The following is a 21272-nucleotide window of genomic DNA, read 5'->3' as shown; positions in this document are numbered from 1 at the left end:
ATGCAATTACTCGATATTCGTAACCTCACTATAGAGTTACGCACTTCAGATACCGTGATTCGTGCGGTGGATAGAGTCAGCATGACCTTAAAAGAAGGCGAAGTACATGCTTTGGTTGGTGAGTCTGGCTCAGGTAAAAGCTTAATTGCAAAAGCCATTGTTGGAGTTTTAAACAAACGTTGGCATATCACTGCAGACCGCATGCATTGGCGTGGCGTGGATTTAATGCGCTTATCTAACGAGCAACGCCGTAAACTCGTAGGTCAAGACATTGCTATGATCTACCAAGATCCAAGCCGCTGCCTAGATCCAACTGCCAAGATATTCGACCAAATTGCCGAGACCTTACCTGAACAAGCAACCAGTGGTTTTTTCTTAAAACGAAACAGACAACGAAAAGACAGAGTAAAAGCGTTAATCCACAAGGTTGGTATTAAAGACCATAAGAAGGTGCTAGACAGCTACCCTCATGAGCTCTCTGAAGGTATTTGTCAAAAAGTGATGATTGCCATGACCATTGCGCGTACCCCAAAACTATTGATTGCCGATGAGCCAACTACCGCTCTTGAGAGCACCACGCGTGCGCAGGTATTTAGACTGCTAAAAAGCTTAAACCAGCTAAAGAACATGTCGATTTTGATGATCTCTCACGAGCTTGAGGAAATTGTAGAGTGGTCTCATGGCATGCATGTTTTATACTGCGGTCAGATGGTTGAAGCTGGGCCGACTAACAAAATTTTTAGCCAGCCGCGACATCCTTATACCCAAGCACTGTTAAAAAGTTTGCCTGATTATGAGCAAGGGCTTGCTCACAAAGAGCCGTTTTATGCTTTAAAAGGCACCATTCCAACTTTACAACATTTACCTATTGGCTGCCGCTTAGGCCCACGTTGCCCACAAGCACAAAAAGAGTGTGTCGTTACCCCGAAATTGACCAAGCATCATAGCCAGAGTTACGCCTGTCATTTCCCATTAATTAAGGCGATGAAATAATGCAGCCCCTACTCAAAGTTCAAGCATTATCAAAGAGTTTTAATTTACGTGCCGGTTTATTTTCACGTAGAAGCTTTACTGTATTAAAAGATATTTCGTTTTGCTTAGGGCAAGGCGAGACGATCGCCATTATTGGCGAAACTGGCTCAGGTAAAAGTACTCTCGCCAAATTGCTTGCTGGGGCTGATAACGCAGATAAAGGGCAAATTCTACTTGATGGCAATATCATCGAAAATGATGGCTTGCGTGATAACGACTGTCGCCATATTAGGTTGATTTTCCAAGACTCTGAAGCGTCTTTGAATCCAGGTTTAACCATTGGCGATATGCTCAATGACTGTTTACAGTACAACACTGATTTAAACAAAGAAGAGCGTGAAGATAAAATAAAGCAAACCCTCGCAAAAGTGGGCTTGCTTTTAGATCACCAGCACTATTACCCGCATATGTTTAGTAGTGGTCAATTACAACGTATAGCGCTTGCACGGGCTTTAATTTTAGACCCTAAGGTTGTCGTGCTCGATGAAGCGTTATCGTCCCTTGACCCGTCTGTACGCGCACAAACGGTAAACTTATTGCTACGTCTACAAAAAGACACAGGCCTTAGCTATGTACTTATTACGCATCACCTAAGTTTGGTGCGTCATATTAGCGACCAACTTGTGGTACTTGATCACGGTGAGATTGTTGAATACGGCCAAACCGAAGCGATTTTCCAAGACCCCCAATCGGTGGTAACGCAGAAGTTGTTGAACTGTTGATAGTGAGCTGTCAGCTATCAGCCGTAAGCTGTCAGTTTGATTCGGCGTTAAAACGCCTCCTACTGAGTGATTCGATCACTCCCCTTGCAGCTTTACTCTTATCAAAACTTTTTATACATCCCTTGGCTTTGTGGTGCGACAAACTTGTAGCCAAGCTTTTCGTAAAAGCCAGGTTTGTCAGCGACCATAGTGACGTAACTACCTTCATAAGCGGCAGATTCGATGTAGCGGTCAACATGTTCCATAATGACACGCCCTAACCCTTGCCCTTGATATTCAGGTGATACAGCAATATCAACCACTTCAAAATTACAGCCGCCATCACCAATAACGCGACCATGCCAATCAACTCATCGTTTTTACGAATACAAATAGCATAAAGAGAGTTTGGTAACCCCGCCTTTGCAGCCGCTAATGAACGTGCTGATAAGCCAGCTTTAAGGCGCATAGCACAGTATTCTTCTGCGCTTGGTAGCTGCTCTATTAGACTGTACTCCATAAAAGCTCCTTATAACTTGCATTACCTTTAACGTTAACAAAAAAGGCGCCAGTAGGCGCCTTTTATTTAACTCAGTTTGCTAATTATTCAGCAGCTTGAGTCGCTTTTGGTACTTGCACTTCAGCTTGTGCTTTTAGTGCTGCAATAAATACCATGTAGTTTTTATTCACTTGAGCCATCGTGATGTTTTGCTTTTGTTGCTCATTAATCTCAACTTCAGTCGCTGGATTAACTGCTTTTAGCGCAACAATTGCCGCATCGCCATTGTTTAGGTCAACAACTTCAACCTCTGGTGCACCTTGTGGGTGAGCCATTTTGAAAGCTTGTTGAACAATAGCTGGTGACACTGTGTAAGCTTGACGAGCAAGTGCAGCTTCTTGGCGTACTGTTAGGCCTTCAGCTTGTGCAACTTCGTTTAGGCTCTTACCAGCTTCGATCTCAGCGTATAGAGTGCGTGCTTTTTCTTTAGCAAGCTCCGATGCTTTTTGTGAAACTAACGTCGCCTTAATTTGCTCAGACACATCTGCTAGTGCTTTCGTAGTCGCAGCTTTGTGATCGTTTACACGAACAACAACAGCATGTTCATCACCTACTTCAATTACTTCTGAGTTCATGCGATCTTCTAACACTTCAGGTGAGAAAATAGCAGTAACAACTTGTGGGTTGTTTAGCGGCTCAGGTAATGCATTGCGAGTCACAAGTTCTGTTTTCTGCACTTCAACGCCTGCTGCTTCTGCTGCATCAATTAAAGTATCTGAAATTTCGAACGCAAGCTCACCCATTTGAGTTTGCTTTTCATAGAACGCATTAATTTTCTTAGTACGCTCAAGTTCAGCGCGAAGCTCATCTTTTACGTCAGCATATGGTTTAACTTGCTGTGTTTGAATATCAGTAAGTTTGATGATGTGATAACCAAACTCTGATTCTACAACGTCAGAAATGTCACCTTTGTTTTCAAGAGCATACGTTGCATCTTCAAACGCAGGATCCATCATGTCACGTTCAATCCAGTCTAGGTCGCCGCCCATTTCTGCACTCACTACGTCATCAGAAGAAGACTCAGCTAGCTCAGCAAAATCAGCACCGTTTTGTAACTGCGTTAGTAGCTCTTCAGCTTTCGCTTTTGCTGCATCATCGTCTTCGCTGTTATCAATTAAGATGTGCGATACACGACGTTTTTCAGGCTCAACATACTGTGCACTGTTTTGATCATAGTAAGCTTTAATATCTTCTTCTGAAACACTTGAATCAAGCGTTAAGCTTGCTGCATTTAAGTCAATGTAGCTTACAGACACTTGCTCTGGTGCTAAGAATTGCGGTTGATTCAACTCATAGTAATCAGCAATTTCTTGCTCTGTTACTTCGATACCAGCTTGTAATGATTCTTTAGTAACAACTAAGTAATCAATACTTCGCGTTTGCTGTTGTAGAGCAACGCTGTTGTTTAATTCATTTTCTAAGATGAAATCAGTACCAGCTACTGCACCCACTAATTGGCTGCGTGTCATGTCTTCACGTAAATATTCACGGAAAGCATCTGGTTGGAAATTCATTTGACGAATAACTTGTAAGTAGCGGTCGTTGCTAAACGGTCGCCTACTTGGAAGTAAGGCATTTCTAAAATTGCTTTACGAACACTTTCGTCGCTTACACGAAGACCTAATTCTGCCGCTAGTTGAGTTTGCAATTCTTGTTGTACTAAACGGTCGATTACGCCTTGGCGAATTTGTGCCATGTAATTTGGATCAGCAGCGATTTGTGCAAAGTATTCACCAAATTGTTGTTCTAAACGGTTACGTTCGTTTTGGTATGCACGGCTGAATTCGGTTTGGCTAATTTTAACTCCATTTACTTCTGCAACGGGTTGCTCTGTGGTTTGTCCTAAATAACCACCGATCCCAGCTAAAGCAAAAGATAAAATCACCGCGCCTAATATAATTTTGGCTGCAGGTCCCTGCGAACCTTCTCTGATTTTCTCAAGCATTTATCTATCTCTATTCTGATCAGGTACAAATTAACCCTGCTCATGTAAAAAAAGCGTATCTTACCAGATACGCTTTTTCACTTGAAGTAACTGGTGATAAGTTACCTAAATTCAATTTAAGTGTGATTAGGTATCTCTCACCAACTAATCTTTAATGATTAGTTTACTGCATCTTTCAGCGCTTTACCTGCTTTGAAAGAAGGAATGTTTGCTGCAGCAATCTGGATAGTCTCACCAGTTTGCGGGTTACGACCTGAACGCGCTGCACGCTCACGTACAGAGAAAGTACCAAAGCCAACTAGCGCTACTGAATCGCCATCTTTAAGAGCGCCTGAAACAGCCTCGATGAATGAATCTAGTGCACGACCTGCAGCCGCTTTAGAAATGTCAGCGTCAGCTGCGATTTGATCGATTAATTGAGATTTATTCACAATATCATCCTCTTTCATTGTTATTATCAAGAGCGATTGTTTTTATAAAAAATAACATCACTGTTTTGAAAATTTATGAGCAAATTAAGTTTATGCTCAGTTTATTATATTTTTCTCAACCCTAGGCCACATAAGGCCTAGGCTTGAAAACTAGTGCTTAACTTATCATACCCTTTGTATTTGAAAAGCCCCTAAATGCACTTTTTTGCGGTTTTTTACTGGTTTTTTTCAGTTTCGACAGAAAAACTCTCAACAGGATGCTTCAAAGCCAGTTTTAAAACGTCATCAATCCATGTAACTGGGTGAATTTCAAGGCCCTCTAATACGTTGTCTGGGATCTCTTTTAAGTCACGTTCGTTAATTTTTGGAATAATAACGGTTTTAATTCCACCACGATGCGCTGCCAGTAGCTTTTCTTTTAAGCCACCAATTGGTAATACTTCACCACGTAATGTGATTTCACCTGTCATTGCTACATCTGAGCGCACTGGATTACCCGTTAAGCTCGATACCAAACCAGTTACCATGGCAATACCAGCACTTGGGCCATCTTTTGGTGTTGCACCTTCTGGCACGTGAACATGAATGTCACGTTTCTCATAGAAGTCGCTATTAATGCGAAGTTTTTCAGCACGATTACGAACAACCGTCATCGCTGCCTGAATTGACTCTTGCATTACATCACCAAGCGAACCTGTGTAAGTTAGCTTGCCTTTACCTGGTACAGCTGCAGATTCAATAGTCAGTAGATCACCACCTACTTCAGTCCACGCAAGACCCGTTACTTGGCCAATACGGTCACCGTCTTCAGCTTTACCATAATCAAAGCGTTGTACGCCTAAGAACTCTTCAAGGTTGTTATCGTCGATAAGGACCTTTTTAGTGTCTTTATCAAGCAGGATGTTTTTAACTGCTTTACGGCATAGTTTTGACACTTCACGCTCTAAGTTACGAACGCCCGCTTCACGTGTGTAGTAGCGGATAATGCCAATAATTGCGCTGTCAGCAATTTCAACTTCATGCTCTTTTAAACCATTGCGCTTAACTTGTTTTGGAATCAAGTGCTGTTTAGCAATGTTTAGCTTCTCGTCTTCGGTGTAACCCGAAAGGCGAATAACTTCCATACGGTCTAATAACGGACCTGGGATATTAAAGCTATTTGATGTTGCCACAAACATCACGTCAGATAGGTCGTAATCAACTTCTAAGTAGTGATCAGCAAAATGGCTGTTTTGCTCAGGATCAAGTACTTCAAGTAATGCTGATGCAGGGTCGCCACGCATATCTGATGACATCTTATCGATTTCATCTAATAAGAATAATGGGTTCTTTACGCCAACTTTAGTCATATTCTGGATTAACTTACCAGGCATAGAACCAATATAAGTACGACGGTGACCGCGGATTTCCGCTTCATCACGAACGCCACCTAATGCCATACGCACATATTTACGACCTGTAGAGCGTGCGATTGACTGACCAAGTGAAGTCTTACCTACACCAGGAGGACCGACTAAACATAAAATTGGGCCTTTTAGCTTATTAGTGCGCTGTTGTACCGCTAGATACTCAATAATACGCTCTTTAACTTTATCTAAGCCGTAATGGTCACTATCTAAAATCTTTTGTGCGCCAGCTAAGTCTTTTTTCACCTTAGAGCGTTTTTTCCAAGGTACATTGATTAGCGTATCAATATACGAGCGCACGACGGTTGCTTCCGCTGACATCGGCGACATCATTTTTAATTTAGATAACTCAGCGTTTGCTTTCTCTTGCGCTTCTTTAGGCATACCAGACTCTTCGATGCGTTTTTTAATTGCTTCGAATTCATCGGGTACATCATCAAGTTCGCCAAGCTCTTTTTGAATCGCTTTCATTTGCTCGTTGAGGTAATACTCACGCTGCGACTTTTCCATCTGCTTTTTCACGCGAGTACGGATTTTTTTCTCAACTTGCAGTAAGTCAATCTCGCCTTCCATCAGCGCCATTAAGTATTCAAGACGCTCAGTCACATCGGCAATCTCAAGCACTTTTTGCTTTTCAGGTACCTTAAGCGGCATGTGTGCTGCCATGGTATCAGCAAGACGCGCAGCTTCATCAATGCCAGACACAGAAGTAAGTACTTCAGGTGGGATCTTCTTATTAAGCTTTACATAGCCTTCAAATTGGCTAATTGCGCTGCGAATAAAGATATCTTGTTCTTGCTCGTCGATATGGCTTGATTCGATGAACTGTGCTTCAGCCACAAAGAAATCATCGTTATCTAAAAACGTTTCAACGCTTGCACGTTGTGTGCCTTCAACAAGCACTTTAACAGTGCCATCAGGTAACTTTAATAACTGAAGTACTGTAGCAATGGTGCCAACACGGTAGATATCATCTTGCTGCGGATCATCAACAGAGGCGTCTTTTTGCGCCACTAGGAAAATTTGTTTGTCCTTGTCCATCGCCGCTTCTAAGCATTTTATTGATTTTTCACGACCAACAAATAGCGGGATCACCATGTGTGGATAAACCACTACATCGCGCAGTGCCAACACGGGGATTTCGACTCGATCTGTTCTCTCAAGCGTCATTATATTCTCTTCGCACTTCATTTATTTTAAAGATTACTCAAGTATATGGGGATATGTAAGGGAAAGTTCAACATATTTATAAAAAAAGGAGCCTTTGGCTCCTTTTTCGTGTTCAACTGCTTAACTTTTAAACTATTACAGCTTTATTCTGATGCAGCTTTGTCTTGGTTACCGCTTTGGTAAATCAAAATTGGGTCTGACTCACCTTTAATAACGGTTTCATCAATAACCACTTTGCTAACATCATCCATCGAAGGTAATTCATACATAGTATCAAGTAATACGCCTTCAACGATTGAACGTAAGCCACGAGCACCAGTCTTACGCTCCATTGCTTTATGAGCAATTGCGCTAAGTGCATCTTCGCGGAACTCAAGCTCAACATCTTCCATCGCAAACAATGCAGAGAACTGTTTAGTTAATGCATTTTTTGGTTCGCTAAGAATTTGAATAAGCGCTGCTTCATCTAGTTCTGTTAGTGTCGCAACAACTGGAAGACGACCAATGAACTCAGGGATTAAACCGTATTTCACTAAATCTTCTGGTTCAACATCTTTAAATGTTTCACTTAAGCTACGGCTACCTGATGATTGCTTAACTTCAGCACCAAAACCAATACCGGTATTTTTATGGCTGCGTTGTTCAATCACTTTATCTAGGCCAGCAAACGCACCGCCACAGATAAATAGGATCTTAGATGTATCAACTTGCAAGAATTCTTGCTGTGGATGCTTACTACGCCTTGTGGTGGCACAGATGCAACCGTCCCTTCAATTAGCTTAAGTAAGGCTTGTTGTACACCTTCGCCCGATACGTCACGGGTGATCGATGGATTGTCAGACTTACGAGAAATCTTGTCGATTTCATCGATGTAAACAATACCACGTTGTGCTTTTTCTACGTCGTAATCACATTTTTGCAGTAGCTTTTGAATGATGTTTTCAACGTCTTCACCTACATAACCTGCTTCAGTTAGTGTCGTTGCATCCGCCATCGTGAATGGTACATCAAGTAAACGGGCCATGGTTTCAGCAAGTAATGTTTTACCACTACCTGTAGGACCGATTAGTAGAATATTACTCTTACCAAGCTCAATATCTGCATTGATTGTTTGATTGCGTAAACGTTTGTAGTGATTGTATACCGCAACCGACAGCACTTTTTTCGCGTGGTCTTGGCCAATCACGTAATCATCTAAGTGATTACGAATTTCTTTCGGCACAGGCAGTTTATCAGACGCATTATGCTTCGGCGCAATGTCTTTGATTTCTTCCCTGATAATATCGTTACACAGCTCAACACATTCATCGCAAATATATACTGAAGGACCAGCAATTAGTTTGCGAACTTCGTGCTGGCTTTTGCCGCAGAAAGAGCAGTATAACAATTTATTACTTTTGTCGCCGTCTGTAGGAGTGTCAGACATTCAGCTACCTCATTTATTACGTTGGCAGTAGCACTAGGCCACTGCTAATTCACTATGTTTAACTATATCAAAGAATATTAGTTTTCGCATAGTAAAGGGTGATAGCTAACAATACGTTATTATTAGCTATTCAGATTACTTCGATTCGCGGCTTGAAAATACTGAATCAACTAGGCCGTATTCAACCGCTTCGCTTGCGCTCATGAAGTTGTCGCGATCGGTATCACGAGAAACCACATCGAGTGGCTGGCCAGTATGTTCAGCCATTAAACGGTTTAGCTTATCTTTAATTGATAAGATTTCACGGGCATGAATTTCAAAGTCAGATGCCTGACCTTGGAAACCACCTAATGGTTGGTGGATCATTACACGTGAGTTAGGTAAACAAAAACGCTTACCTTTAGCACCACCTGATAGCAAAAATGCACCCATGCTTGCCGCTTGGCCAACACAAATTGTGCTTACATCAGGTTTGATAAAATTCATTGTATCGTAAATTGCCATACCCGCAGTCACAGAACCGCCTGGCGAATTGATATAAAGATAAATATCTTTTTCTGGGTTTTCTGATTCTAAAAACAGCATTTGCGCAAGAATCAAATTAGCCATGTTATCTTCTACTTGGCCAGTTAAGAAAATAATGCGCTCTTTTAAAAGACGTGAGTAAATATCATATGAGCGCTCACCTTTAGCTGTTTGTTCGACAACCATAGGGACTAGTGCGTTTAGAGGGTCTATCATACCGCTATTCATTCTTATTTAATTCCTTATCCGCTGCGACTCATCCTTACTATAAGGAAAGCACATTTATACTAATGTAAATTAAGCTGTCTATTCAATCTTTATAACTATATAGGAACTTATCAGAACAAATTCAATCCTCGTCGAAAAAAGTTCTGAAATAACATCAGTATTGTTGGTTTTTTTGAAACTGATACCACAAACTAAAATGGCCCGAGTACGCTGTATAAATACAGGGTAACACGAGCCATTTAATCGCTAGCGAGAGCTTAAGTCAATGACTTATTAAGCACCTTGCTGTGGATTCATGATGTCGTCGAATGCTTTTTCAACGTCAGTCACGTTTGCTTTAGCTAGGATAGCTTCAACTGCTTGCTCTTCCATCGCTACGTTGCGCATTTGCTGCATAAGCTGATCGTTTGCTTTGTAGTACTCTACTACTTCAGTTGGATCTTCGTATGCAGAAGCTACAGTTGCGATTAACTCTTCAACTTTAGCGTCGTCAACTTTAAGCTCGTTCGCTTTAATTACTTCACCTAGTAATAAACGCCAGTCTTAACGCGAGTTACAGCTTGCTCGTGGAATAATTCAGCAGGAAGCTCAGGCATGTTTTTAGCGTCGCCACCGAAACGTTGTGCAGCTTGCTGACGTAGTGCATCAATTTCTTGATCTACTAGCGCTTTTGGCACTTCGATTTCGTTGTTAGCTAAAAGACCTTTGATAGCTTGATCTTTAACGTTAGCTTTAACTGCTTGGTCAAGCTCACGTGTCATGTTCTTTTTAACTTCTTCTTTAAGAGCGTCAACACCGCCTTCAGCTACACCGAATTTAGTTGCGAACTCGTCGTTAAGCTCAGGAAGCTCTTGAGTTTCAACTTTCTTAACAGTGATTGCGAAAGTCGCTGCTTTACCTTTAAGGTTTTCAGCGTGGTACTCTTCAGGGAAAGTTACTTCAGCAACAACTTCTTCACCCGCTTTTTTGCCAACGATGTTGTCTTCGAAACCTGGGATCATACGACCTTGACCAAGTTCTAGTGGGAAGTCTTCAGCTTTACCGCCTTCGAACTCTTCGCCTTCGATAGAACCAACGAAGTCGATAGTTACACGATCGTTCTCGCCAGCAGCTGCGTCAACTTCAGCCCAAGAAGCGTGTTGCTTACGTAGAGTTTCTAGCATGTTAGCTAGGTCTTCGTCAGTTACAGATACAGCTGGCTTTTCAACAGCGATTTTATCTAAACCTTGGATTTCAACTTCTGGGTAAACTTCGAAAGTTGCATCGAACTCTAAATCTTTACCAGCTTCTAACGCTTTAGGAGCGAAAGTAGGTGAACCAGCTGGGTTAATTTTTTCAGAAACGATTGCTTCGATGTAGTTGCGTTGCATTAATTCGCCAGCAACTTCTTGACGTACTGCAGCACCGTAACGCTTGTTGATGATAGACGCTGGTACTTTACCAGGACGGAAACCATCGATACGCTGGGTTTTAGACAGTTGTTGTAAGCGTTTTTTTACTTCAGTCTCAACGTTCTCTGCAGGAACGGTGATGGTCAGACGGCGCTCAAGGCCTTGAGTCGTCTCAACAGAAACTTGCATGATTTACCTCAATCTTCAATTTTGGCGACTGTTCGCCTTCCTTACAAACAAGGTGATCTCCATGAGTGATAGCAAGTTTTAACGCTGAAAATTTCAACTTAAAACGGCGCATTGTAACCATGAGATACCATTGCTGCTTTGCCCCTATGGGCACTATGTTAAACAATAGACGCGGCATTATAACCTAATATTTATGATAGTCGAGTCTGGGGGGCAATTATTTGGCTTATATAGCAGCAATCAGCGTTTAAGTGCGTAAAAAACGAACGCAACGGAATAATAAAGGACAACTAAGCTGATTTAAAGAATGTGTTCTGAATTTAAGAAGCTTTGAATGAGGAATTAAAGCTTAAAAGTGGTCGGCGATGCAGGATTTGAACCTGCGACTGAATTGGATATACCCAAACCAATCGTTCTTTGACCATAATTTTTTTAAAGTGGTCGGCGATGCAGGATTTGAACCTGCGACCCCTTGGACCCAAACCAAGTGCGCTACCAAACTGCGCTAATCGCCGATACTGAGAAAAGTTTTGAAAATAAATACCACTTAAGAAGTGGTCGGCGATGCAAAATTTGCACCTTCGACTGAATTGGATATACCCAAACCAATCGTTCTTTGACCTTGAACTTTCCAAAAGTGGTCGGCGATGCAGGATTTGAACCTGCGACCCCTTGGACCCAAACCAAGTGCGCTACCAAACTGCGCTAATCGCCGATATCTTAGAGTAAATTGGGGTGACTGATGGGGCTCGAACCCACGACAACCGGAATCACAATCCGGGGCTCTACCAACTGAGCTACAATCACCACGGCATTTACATATTTTCAAATGGCGCACCCGGAAGGATTCGAACCTTCGACCAACGCCTTAGAAGGGCGTTGCTCTATCCAGCTGAGCTACGGGCGCATCGAAAACTTCATAAGTTTGCCTGTAAGCGCCGCTTCTTAAAGAAGAAGTGGTCGGCGATGCAGGATTTGAACCTGCGACCCCTTGGACCCAAACCAAGTGCGCTACCAAACTGCGCTAATCGCCGATGCTTACTGTTGTTTGCGAGTGACCTCGTTAACAACGGGGTGCATAATAGTGATTTGACCGAGTCAGGTCAAACATTTTTTTAAGAAAACAATTCAATCGGTCACTTTTAGTTCATAATGGTTAAATATTGCAAATATAAGCTAAAATTTGAACTCTTTTTTATAAAGTAGCGCTTTATATAAGATTGCATCTTGGCGCTATGATGCTTTTCTGCGAAAATACGCAGCATAAATAAATATGATCAAACAAACATGATTTGTGTATCCACGCCCCCTTTATTGGATAATCATATTTAGATGTATCAGTATCAAGTTAACTAACCCCAATTAAAGGTCACCCATGACGGCAAACATCATCGATGGTAAGGCAATAGCTAAACAAGTACGCAGCAATGTAGCAGAGCGAGTTGCAGAGCGTGTAGCGAATGGATTACGCGCTCCAGGACTAGCAGTTGTGTTAGTTGGTCAAGATCCAGCTAGCCAAGTGTATGTTGGTTCTAAACGTAAAGCATGTGAAGAAGTCGGCTTTGTATCTAAGTCTTACGATTTACCTGGCGACACAACTGAGCAAGACTTACTTGCATTAATAGATCAACTAAACGAAGACAAAGAAGTAGACGGTATCTTAGTACAGTTACCTTTACCACAAGGTCTTGATGCTGAAAAAATTCTTGAACGCATCACACCACATAAAGATGTTGATGGTTTCCACCCTTATAACATTGGTCGTTTAGCTCAGCGTATGCCGGCACTTCGTCCTTGTACGCCGAAGGGGATTATCACCCTACTCGACTCTACCGGTGTTCGCTACAAAGGTATGCACGCAGTTGTTGTTGGTGCGTCAAACATTGTTGGTCGTCCTATGTCACTTGAGCTTTTACTTGCAGGCTGTACAACAACGGTTTGTCATAAGTTTACTCAAGATTTAGAAACTCATGTTCGCCGCGCTGATTTATTAGTTGTTGCGGTTGGTAAACCTGAGTTCATTCCGGGTGATTGGGTTAAAGAAGGTGCTATTGTAATCGATGTAGGCATTAACCGCCTTGAATCTGGCAAGCTTGTTGGTGATGTTGAATACGATATCGCTGAACAAAAAGCACATTTCATTACACCAGTACCAGGTGGTGTTGGCCCAATGACTGTGGCAAGCTTAATCGAAAACACCCTTGAAGCGTGTGAAAAGTACCACAGCTAAGAAGAGCTAAATTATTGCAAAAGGCTGCCAATGGGCAGCCTTTTTTTGGTTTTAAGTTTTTTGTAGTTTGAACTGCTTAAGTTTTAGCATCTGGGGGAGCACTGAAAACACAATCATCAAAGACATTAATAGGTATTGCCAGTCTTGATATTGTTCGTTTATGAGTAAAACAGCGCATACGATTCCCGCGATTGGGTTAGCAATAGTGCCGAATGAAAACTCAGCTACAGTCATGCGTCCTAATAACCAAACATACAGAATATAGGCGATAGCGGTATTAGGAACGATTAACCAAAATAGCGCAGAATATTGCAGTGCTGAGATAGGCTTAAATATCACTTGGTATTGCTCTGGGTGAAGTAAACTGCCATCAATAAACGCAGCCAATAATAAAATAGTGCCGCCAATGATTAACTGCCAGGTAAGCACAACCCACCAATGAATATGCACCGACAAACTCTGTACCAAGGTGCTACCAATCACAATAGTCAGTAAAGTCCAAATAAAGCTGCCACTCCCAATACATTTAATGCCACGTGTGCTGGGTCAAACAACAACCATGCCAATACCACCAGCGCCATAGCACAGAATGCTTGAATTTTTGCAGGGCGCTGTCCTTTAGTAAGCCAAGCATATATCAAAGCCACAACCGGCACAGACACCATCCCTACCCCAGCTATAGCTGCAGGAAGGTTTACTGCCATGATAAAAATAAAGGCAAAAAACAACGCGATATTCACAGCACCTAGCGTTAACAAACTTGGCCACTGCGAACGGGTTGGCAAACTAGGTTTAAGTAATAAAAGTAACAACCCTGCAGGTAGTGCACGCAATGCGCCTAATAAAAGTGGCGGCCAATCAGGTGTGGCATATTTGGTCACGGCATAGGTGGTGCCCCATAAAAAGGCGGGGATCATGGCAAATAAAATATTCAATGTCTGTCCTTGTTAATACGAAGAGATGACAAGGTAAAACCTCAAGTAAAGTTGAGGTCAATAGCTGTATCGAGTTAAAAACAAAAAAGGTTGCCTCGTTGGCAACCTTTTTTAATGAGTTATCTTTCGATGGATACTTAGGCTTTACGCCACGTTGTTTTACCAGCAGAATCTTCGAGTACCACACCAAGTGCATTCAATGCATCGCGGGCTTCATCAGCTGCCGCCCAATCTTTGTTTGCGCGGGCTTCATTACGTTTTGCTATTAACGCTTCGATATGTGCTACTTCGTCGACAGCTTGGCCACCTTGTAAAAAGGCCTCTGGGTCTTGTTGTGCAACGCCTAGTACCTCTGCAACACTGCGTAGTACATAAGCGAGCTTACCAGCTTGCTCTGCATCGCTGTCTTTAACACGGTTTAGCTCTTTTGCTAGTTCAAATAACACGGGTAGTGCTTCTGGTGTGTTGAAGTCATCATCCATCGCTTTTCTGAATTTAGCCACATATTCATTGCTAGCTAAATCGCATTCGATTGGCGTTACCCCGCGCAGTGCAGTGTAAATACGTTCAAGTGACGAACGTGCTTGCTCAAGGTTTTCTTGCGAATAGTTAAGCTGGCTACGGTAATGACCTGAAATTAAGAAATAACGAACTGATTCAGCATCGTACTCTTTTAATACGTCACGTACGGTAAAGAAATTGTTTAATGACTTAGACATCTTCTCTTTATTAACCTGTACCATCCCTGTGTGGATCCACGTATTCACGTACTTGCCGTTATTTGCACAGCATGACTGAGCAATTTCGTTTTCATGGTGCGGGAACTGTAAATCTGAACCACCACCGTGAATATCAAAATGTTCGCCTAAGTGCTTAGAGCTCATTGCTGAACATTCGATATGCCAACCAGGACGACCCTCACCCCATGGTGAAGACCATGACGGCTCTTCTGGCTTGGCTTTTTTCCAAAGCACGAAATCAAGTGGATCTTGCTTATCTTGTGCAACTTCAACACGTGAACCAGCCTGTAGCATGGTTAAGTCTTGTTGTGATAAAGCACCATATTGCTCAAAAGTTGATACGTCAAACAATACATCACCATCTGCAGCAACATACGCATGGGACCTTTGGCAATTAGACGCTCAACCATCGCGATGATTTCATCCATATGGTTTGTTACTGTAGGCTCAACATCTGGACGCAGCATATTTAAGCTGTCGAAATCTTCATGCATGGCTTTAGTCATACGAGTCGTTAAGTCATTAATTGACTCACCATTTTCGTTAGCACGCTTAATGATTTTGTCATCAACATCTGTGATGTTACGAACATATTTTAAATCGTAACCGATGTGGCGTAGGTAACGCACAATCACGTCAAAACCAACGAAAGTACGAGCATGACCGATGTGACAGTAATCATAAATGGTGATACCACACACGTACATGTCGATTTTGCCATCAACAAGGGGTTTAAACTGCTCTTTTTGTCGCGTAAGTGTGTTGTAAATTTGTACCATTTATAAAATGTCCTTAACGGTGTTTTGAGATTCTCTATGGTAACACTTGCAAAGCCGCTGCTCTAGCGCTTTATCAATTGAATAAGCAGTTTGTTAATCGTTTTAAACAAGCTCTTTGTTAATCAAACACAACTACTATAAAATAGCCCCATTATTAAACCTGATATAGGAAACCTCATGGTTGTACTACACACAAACTTTGGTGACATCACTATCAAGATGCACGAAAGCGATGCACCAAACACAGTTAAAAACTTCTTAGAGTATGCCAGCGCTGGCTTTTACAACGGTACTATCTTCCACCGTGTAATCGATGGTTTTATGGTACAAGGCGGTGGTTTTGAGCCGGGTATGGTTCAAAAAGAAGTAAACAACCCTATCGAAAATGAAGCAAACAACGGCCTTGCAAATAAAGTGGGCACATTAGCAATGGCACGTACGCCGGATCCACACTCAGCAACTGCGCAGTTCTTCATTAACGTTAACGACAATGACTTCTTAAACTTCAGCAGTGAAACATCACAAGGCTGGGGCTACTGCGTGTTCGCAGAAGTTGTTGAAGGTATGGACGTGGTAAACAAAATCAAAGGTGTTGCTACTGGCAGCGCTGGCTTCCACCAAGACGTACCTCTTGAAGATGTTATCATCGAAAAAGTAACGGTTAGCTAATTTAATCGTTTAGTCTTTTTGAGCGACCTGTTGCCCGCTTTTTTGCGAGTAACCATGAAACAAAGTTATTTTATTGCCGATCTCCATTTAACAGAAAACCGCCCAGACATCACTGCGGCATTTTTTGATTTTCTTGATAACAAGATTATTAATGATGACGTTGATGCGCTGTATATTTTGGGTGATTTTTTTGAAGTATGGGTCGGTGATGACTATCAAACTGACCTTTCAAAGAGTGTTGCCGCACGTTTAAGCCAAGTCAGTGAAAGTGGTACTGAGGTGTTTTTTATCCATGGTAATCGCGATTTCATTATGCGAGAAGACTATGCTAAAAGCGCAAGTATGACTTTACTACCTGAACAAGTTGTTATTGATTTATACGGAACTCCTACAGTTATCTTGCACGGTGATGAAATGTGCACTCAAGATATTGAATACCAAAAGTTTCGTAAAAAAAGCCGTGGTTGGTGGTGGCCAAAACTAATGCTTGCTATGCCGCTTTGGTATCGTAAGAAAATTGCCCGCAACGCCCGCGAAAAATCAAAACAAAGCCAAGCTGGCAAAGCATTAGAGATTTTAGATGTGACCGAAGATGCGGTTTTAGCCATGTTTGAAAAGCATCAGGTTGCTAATATGATCCACGGTCATACCCACCGCCCCAATGTGCATCACTATAATATAAATGGTAAAACGCTAACCCGCACTGTACTGGGTGACTGGTATGAACAAGGTTCATACCTAAGAGCTACTCCTGAAAAACAAAAACTAGTCCATACGCCCTTTAAATAAGCGTATTTTTAACTATGCTGTAAACAGTAATGTTAAATACCTTCTCTGTTTATGAACCGATTAAGCCTTTTCTGTTGCTGTTTACTGTTCAGCTTTTCAGTCCACTGCCAAACTTGGCAATTGGTCACTGAACCATTCCCACCCTATTTTATTGGTGAACAACACAAGCCTGGCTGGCTTCATGAAGTGATCATCGCAGCACTGAAAACACAAAATCAAAAAGCCTCTATAGAATATACTCAATGGGCTCGAGCATTAAAACTGGCAAAACGACATAGACGTGTGGCAGTACTCGGAGCTTATTATACTGAGTTAAGAACGCGAAGCTTTATTTATTCACAACCTCTTGCGACAGCTCACACAGTACTTTTTAAACGCCCAGGCAGCGAGATAACTTTTACTGGCTCACTATATTCACTAAAACCCTATACGATTAGTAAAGGAGAAGACTATGCAGTTAGCCCAGAGTTTGAACAACACCCAGAGCTTACTGTAACAACCACTGATAGCTTAATTGATAGCTTATTACTACTAAAACATGGCCGCGTTGATTTAGTTGCAGGCACAAAAGAGGTCGCTTTGTATTGGCTCAGCAACAGCGAGCGGTTACAACAAGCAAAGCAAGTAGAAGTTGAACATATTACCCCGACTTTAGCTACGCAAAATTTACACGTGATCAGCGACAAACATCATCCCCAAGCAAAGCAATTTCAACGTAGCTTACATTTAGGTCTAAAAGCGATTGTGGCTTCAGGTGAACTAGAAGAGATTCTCCAAAGCTATGAGTTTACTGACGAGCAAACTCGTCAATTAACTCAATTATTAAGCAGAAACCTGCGCTAGTTGCGGTAATAAGAATTCAAATTTTAAGGAACTGAGCTTACTTGTGATACATAGGTACTCAAAAAAGCTTACCTAAGCTGGCACACCACTATGAAATTTAAAGTCTTCGTCAGGAGTTGATATAAGCTCAGCTTCAAGCAGACCAAAAAATTCAACACGCTCAGTGATATCAAACTCACTGATTTCTTGTGCAAGAGATAAATAGTCTTGGTAATGACGCGCTTCAGAGCGCAGTAGTGAAATATAAAAGTCACCTAAGCGCTTATCAACATGCGGGGCTAATTTAGCAAAACGCTCGCATGAGCGGGCTTCGATGTAAGCACCGATAATTAATTTATCTACCAAAGCATCAGGCTCGTAAGTTTTTACATGGCGCAGCATTCCTTTGGCATAACGACATGGGGTAATGCTTTTATATTCAATGCCGTATTCATCCATGATCTCAAGCACTTGATAAAAGTGATGGAGCTCTTCTTTAATAAGCATCACCATTTTGTCGATAAGGTCTTGCCCATAAGGTGAGTTAGATTTTGGGATCATTGATTTAGTCAACTTGTTTTTATCTGCAAGCTCTCGCCAATCACCTTCACGCTTATAAACAAGCGTTTCAAAGGGTTTTAACCACTCAAGCAACGCATCACTACTTTCTTTATCAACTGCATACTTACGAATTAAAAACATCGCAGACTGAGCTGCTTTTAATTCACAAATTAGGTGATCAATTAAAACCACATCTAAGTTTTCTTTTTTGGTTGCCGCAGCAATCCACTCATCAGGCGTTTCGCACTTTAAAAAAGAATGAATGGGCGCTAATAAATCAGAATAAGGCACTGAATAACTTCTCATCAAAAATCTTAATTCGATTTTATCACATAAATTAGCCCGCATTCCATGACCCACATCAGTGCAAAGTAATTTTCTATATGCACTAAAGAGTTACATTTAATCGGCTATATCGATTATTTCAGCTTCTTGACAAGATTTAATTACTGAACCATAACTTAATCAAAGCTGTACAAAAATAAAGCAGCTCATATTCCTTTTTTACAGGGGCAATAATTATGATTCTAAACCACTTATGGGGCTTATACGCTCACCCACTCGAAGAATGGCAGACAATTGATAACCGTCACGAAAGCTTGCGCTATAGCTCATCGCACATTTTATTAATTGCTTGTATCCCTTCACTCATGGGCTACTATTCATCAGTTTATTTGGGCTGGAGTATTGGCGCAGGTGAAGCAGTATATCTAACCCATGATAGTGCATTACTTATCGCGGTTGCGATGTACTTTGCACTAATTGCGGGCGTGTTTGCACTTGCATACTTAGCTCATTGGATGGCAGTGACCTTTGGTGCAAAACCCACCTTTACACAAACCCTAGAACTTGCTGCGTATACAGCCACGCCAGTATTTATGTCTTCATTTGCGGCATTCTTACCTGAGCTATGGTTTGTGGTGTGTGTAGGTCTTGTAGCACTGACCTACTCAGTTTACTTGCTCTATACAGGAGTGCCAATTTTAATGCATATTCCTGAAGAGCGAGGTTTTATCTATGCCAGTTCAGTAGTCACCTGTGGGCTGATCTTACTGGTAATTATTTTGGCTGCCACAGCTATTTTATGGACTAACGGAATTGTCCACCCTATGTTTACTTAAGTTCATTGTTATTTTCCTTTCTTTCCATAAACAAAAAAGGAGCTGTAAAGCTCCTTTTTTATACCAGTCAAATCAAGGCTGATTAATCAGCGCTGTTTTCTTCTTGGTTATGTAACTCTAAACTTGCTGACATCGCATTTTCACGAGTTGATTTCGCTGAATCATTACGTAAACGGTCAATGTGGTTTAGGTAATCTTGGTCGATATCACCTGTGATGTATTGACCATCAAATACTGATGTTTCAAAACGGGTGATTTCTGGGTTTTCTTGGCTTACTGCTGAGATTAAATCATCTAGCGATTGATAGATAAGACCATCTGCACCAATACTGGCGTTGATATCTTCAACTTCACGGCCATGAGCAATTAGCTCAGCTGCCGATGGCATGTCAATACCGTAAACGTTCGGGAAACGAATCTCTGGCGCTGCTGATGCGAAGTAAACGTTCTTGGCACCTGACTCTCGGGCCATTTCAACGATTTGCGCTGACGTTGTACCACGAACAATTGAGTCATCAACAAGTAATACGTTTTTACCTTTGAACTCACGGTCAATGGCATTCAGTTTTTGACGAACTGACTTCTTACGCATTTCTTGGCCTGGCATGATAAACGTACGGCCAATGTAGCGGTTTTTAACAAAACCTTGGCGGTATGGCAGGTTAAGGGCTGATGCAATCTCAAGTGCTACGTCACATGATGTTTCTGGAATTGGAATAACCACGTCGATGTCTTTGTCAGCCCATTCACGTGCGATTTTCTCACCTAACTTAGTACCCATGTTTACACGTGTTGCATAAACAGACATACGGTCAATTGTTGAATCTGGGCGTGCAAAGTAAACAAACTCAAAGATACACGGCGAGTAAGTTGCTTTTTCAGCACACGCTTGTGAGAAAAGTTGACCATCTTCAGTTACGTAAATTGCTTCACCTGGTGCAACGTCACGAACAAACTCAAAGCCATCTGTTTTTAAAGCAACGCTTTCTGATGCAAACATGTACTCAGTACCATTTGCAGTTTCACGCTTACCAAATACTAATGGGCGAATACCGTTCGGATCACGAAACGCAACAATACCGTGACCGATGATCATTGCAATCGTTGCATAACCACCGGTTACTTTATTATTCACTTCAGTAATCGCAGTGAAGATATCTTCAGCATCAAGTTTTAGCTTATTAGATTTGCTTAACTCATGTGCCACGATGTTAAGTAAAATTTCAGAGTCAGATGTTGTATTAACATGACGGCGAGCTTCTGAAAATAATTGCTGCTTTAATGCTTCTGCGTTCGTTAAGTTACCATTGTGCGCAAGTGCGATACCAAATGGCGAGTTAACATAGAAAGGTTGCGCTTCAGACGAGCTAGAAGAACCAGCTGTCGGGTAGCGAACATGGCCAATACCAATTGTACCTTGCAGACGTTTCATATGACGGGTATGAAAAACATCTTTTACAAGGCCATTGGCTTTACGTAAGCTAAACGTGTTGTTTTCAATGGTAATGATGCCAGCTGCATCTTGACCGCGGTGTTGCAAAACAGTTAAGCCGTCATATAACGCCTGATTAACAGGAGAAGTTCCGACTATGCCAACGATACCACACATTAAATTTATCCTCG

14 protein-coding genes, 5 tRNA genes and 5 pseudogenes are annotated in these 21272 nt (G+C 41.8%); 7 read left to right on the top strand and 17 right to left on the bottom strand.

Annotation, left to right across the window (positions count from 1 at the left end; genetic code table 11):
• Positions 1–993, top strand: coding sequence for a peptide ABC transporter ATP-binding protein (locus tag ACRWSG_RS14385; RefSeq protein WP_462166577.1), 993 nt, complete (start codon positions 1–3; stop codon positions 991–993).
• A complete protein-coding gene (locus ACRWSG_RS14380; RefSeq protein ID WP_054553143.1) occupies positions 993–1754 on the top strand; it encodes an ATP-binding cassette domain-containing protein in 762 nt (253 codons plus the stop codon). The genes ACRWSG_RS14385 and ACRWSG_RS14380 overlap by 1 nt, the downstream gene beginning before the upstream one ends.
• Positions 1755–1855: 101 nt before the next feature.
• On the opposite strand, the gene ACRWSG_RS14375 is transcribed toward ACRWSG_RS14380, so the two are convergent.
• The 13 genes and pseudogenes from ACRWSG_RS14375 to ACRWSG_RS14315 form a co-directional block, all read right to left on the bottom strand.
• Positions 1856–2056, bottom strand: a complete 201-nt coding sequence (locus ACRWSG_RS14375; RefSeq protein WP_462166576.1) for a GNAT family N-acetyltransferase — start codon at positions 2054–2056, stop codon at positions 1856–1858.
• Positions 2011–2253 carry a hypothetical protein gene (locus tag ACRWSG_RS14370; protein ID WP_462166575.1) on the bottom strand — a complete coding sequence of 81 codons (243 nt, stop codon included), beginning with the start codon at positions 2251–2253 and terminating at the stop codon, positions 2011–2013. Before ACRWSG_RS14370 ends, ACRWSG_RS14375 begins: the two co-directional genes overlap by 46 nt.
• Before the next feature lie 83 nt (positions 2254–2336).
• Positions 2337–4237, bottom strand: a pseudogene (ppiD, locus tag ACRWSG_RS14365) (peptidylprolyl isomerase).
• A 158-nt stretch (positions 4238–4395) separates the two neighbouring features.
• Complete coding sequence (locus ACRWSG_RS14360) at positions 4396–4686, bottom strand: HU family DNA-binding protein (protein ID WP_175580427.1); 291 nt, start codon at positions 4684–4686, stop codon at positions 4396–4398.
• A 197-nt stretch (positions 4687–4883) separates the two neighbouring features.
• Positions 4884–7244 (bottom strand): endopeptidase La, encoded by a 2361-nt coding sequence (lon, locus tag ACRWSG_RS14355; protein ID WP_054553146.1) that lies wholly within the window; start codon positions 7242–7244, stop codon positions 4884–4886.
• A 143-nt stretch (positions 7245–7387) separates the two neighbouring features.
• Positions 7388–8670, bottom strand: a pseudogene (gene clpX / locus ACRWSG_RS14350) (ATP-dependent protease ATP-binding subunit ClpX).
• 135 nt (positions 8671–8805) lie between these two features.
• Positions 8806–9423: an ATP-dependent Clp endopeptidase proteolytic subunit ClpP gene (clpP, locus tag ACRWSG_RS14345; RefSeq protein ID WP_054553148.1), complete on the bottom strand. Its 618-nt coding sequence runs from the start codon at positions 9421–9423 to the stop codon at positions 8806–8808.
• Between the two features lie 273 nt (positions 9424–9696).
• Positions 9697–11003 (bottom strand): annotated as a pseudogene (tig, locus tag ACRWSG_RS14340) (trigger factor).
• Positions 11004–11441: 438 nt separating this feature from the next.
• Positions 11442–11518: transfer RNA gene (locus ACRWSG_RS14335), tRNA-Pro, on the bottom strand.
• A gap of 123 nt (positions 11519–11641) precedes the next feature.
• A tRNA-Pro gene (locus ACRWSG_RS14330) sits at positions 11642–11718 on the bottom strand.
• Between the two features lie 16 nt (positions 11719–11734).
• Positions 11735–11810, bottom strand: a tRNA-His gene (locus ACRWSG_RS14325).
• A 23-nt stretch (positions 11811–11833) separates the two neighbouring features.
• Positions 11834–11910 (bottom strand) — tRNA-Arg (locus ACRWSG_RS14320).
• Positions 11911–11960: 50 nt separating this feature from the next.
• Positions 11961–12037, bottom strand: a tRNA-Pro gene (locus ACRWSG_RS14315).
• A gap of 341 nt (positions 12038–12378) precedes the next feature.
• Between ACRWSG_RS14315 and folD the strand changes: the two genes are divergently transcribed.
• Positions 12379–13233 (top strand): bifunctional methylenetetrahydrofolate dehydrogenase/methenyltetrahydrofolate cyclohydrolase FolD, encoded by an 855-nt coding sequence (folD, locus tag ACRWSG_RS14310; protein WP_054553151.1) that lies wholly within the window; start codon positions 12379–12381, stop codon positions 13231–13233.
• A gap of 51 nt (positions 13234–13284) precedes the next feature.
• Here the strand turns inward: folD and ACRWSG_RS14305 are convergent.
• Together ACRWSG_RS14305 and cysS are read right to left on the bottom strand one after the other, a co-directional pair.
• Positions 13285–14168 (bottom strand): annotated as a pseudogene (locus tag ACRWSG_RS14305) (DMT family transporter).
• Positions 14169–14305: 137 nt separating this feature from the next.
• Positions 14306–15687 (bottom strand): annotated as a pseudogene (gene cysS, locus ACRWSG_RS14300) (cysteine--tRNA ligase).
• 177 nt (positions 15688–15864) lie between these two features.
• Between cysS and ACRWSG_RS14295 the strand changes: the two are divergent.
• The 3 genes from ACRWSG_RS14295 to ACRWSG_RS14285 all read left to right on the top strand — a co-directional run bounded on the left by ACRWSG_RS14295 (position 15865) and on the right by ACRWSG_RS14285 (position 17988).
• Positions 15865–16356 carry a peptidylprolyl isomerase gene (locus ACRWSG_RS14295; protein WP_054553154.1) on the top strand — a complete coding sequence of 164 codons (492 nt, stop codon included), beginning with the start codon at positions 15865–15867 and terminating at the stop codon, positions 16354–16356.
• 54 nt (positions 16357–16410) lie between these two features.
• Positions 16411–17145, top strand: a complete 735-nt coding sequence (locus ACRWSG_RS14290; RefSeq protein ID WP_054553155.1) for a UDP-2,3-diacylglucosamine diphosphatase — start codon at positions 16411–16413, stop codon at positions 17143–17145.
• Between the two features lie 120 nt (positions 17146–17265).
• The gene (locus tag ACRWSG_RS14285; RefSeq protein WP_462166574.1) at positions 17266–17988 is read left to right on the top strand and encodes a transporter substrate-binding domain-containing protein; all 723 of its coding nucleotides are present in this window, start codon (positions 17266–17268) and stop codon (positions 17986–17988) included.
• Between the two features lie 72 nt (positions 17989–18060).
• Here the strand turns inward: ACRWSG_RS14285 and miaE are convergent, their stop codons facing one another.
• A complete protein-coding gene (gene miaE / locus ACRWSG_RS14280; RefSeq protein ID WP_138599049.1) occupies positions 18061–18819 on the bottom strand; it encodes a tRNA isopentenyl-2-thiomethyl-A-37 hydroxylase MiaE in 759 nt (252 codons plus the stop codon).
• A 230-nt stretch (positions 18820–19049) separates the two neighbouring features.
• Between miaE and ACRWSG_RS14275 the strand changes: the two genes are divergently transcribed.
• Positions 19050–19649, top strand: coding sequence for a Yip1 family protein (locus ACRWSG_RS14275; RefSeq protein ID WP_462166573.1), 600 nt, complete (start codon positions 19050–19052; stop codon positions 19647–19649).
• Between the two features lie 82 nt (positions 19650–19731).
• Here ACRWSG_RS14275 and purF read toward each other — a convergent pair whose 3' ends face one another.
• Positions 19732–21258 (bottom strand): amidophosphoribosyltransferase, encoded by a 1527-nt coding sequence (gene purF / locus ACRWSG_RS14270; RefSeq protein WP_054553158.1) that lies wholly within the window; start codon positions 21256–21258, stop codon positions 19732–19734.
• Between the last annotated feature and the right edge of the window lie 14 nt (positions 21259–21272).

Source organism: Pseudoalteromonas sp. GB43, assembly GCF_054923805.1.
The sequence above is the reverse complement of the archived record's forward strand: the minus strand, read 5'-3'. Positions and strand labels throughout refer to the sequence as shown.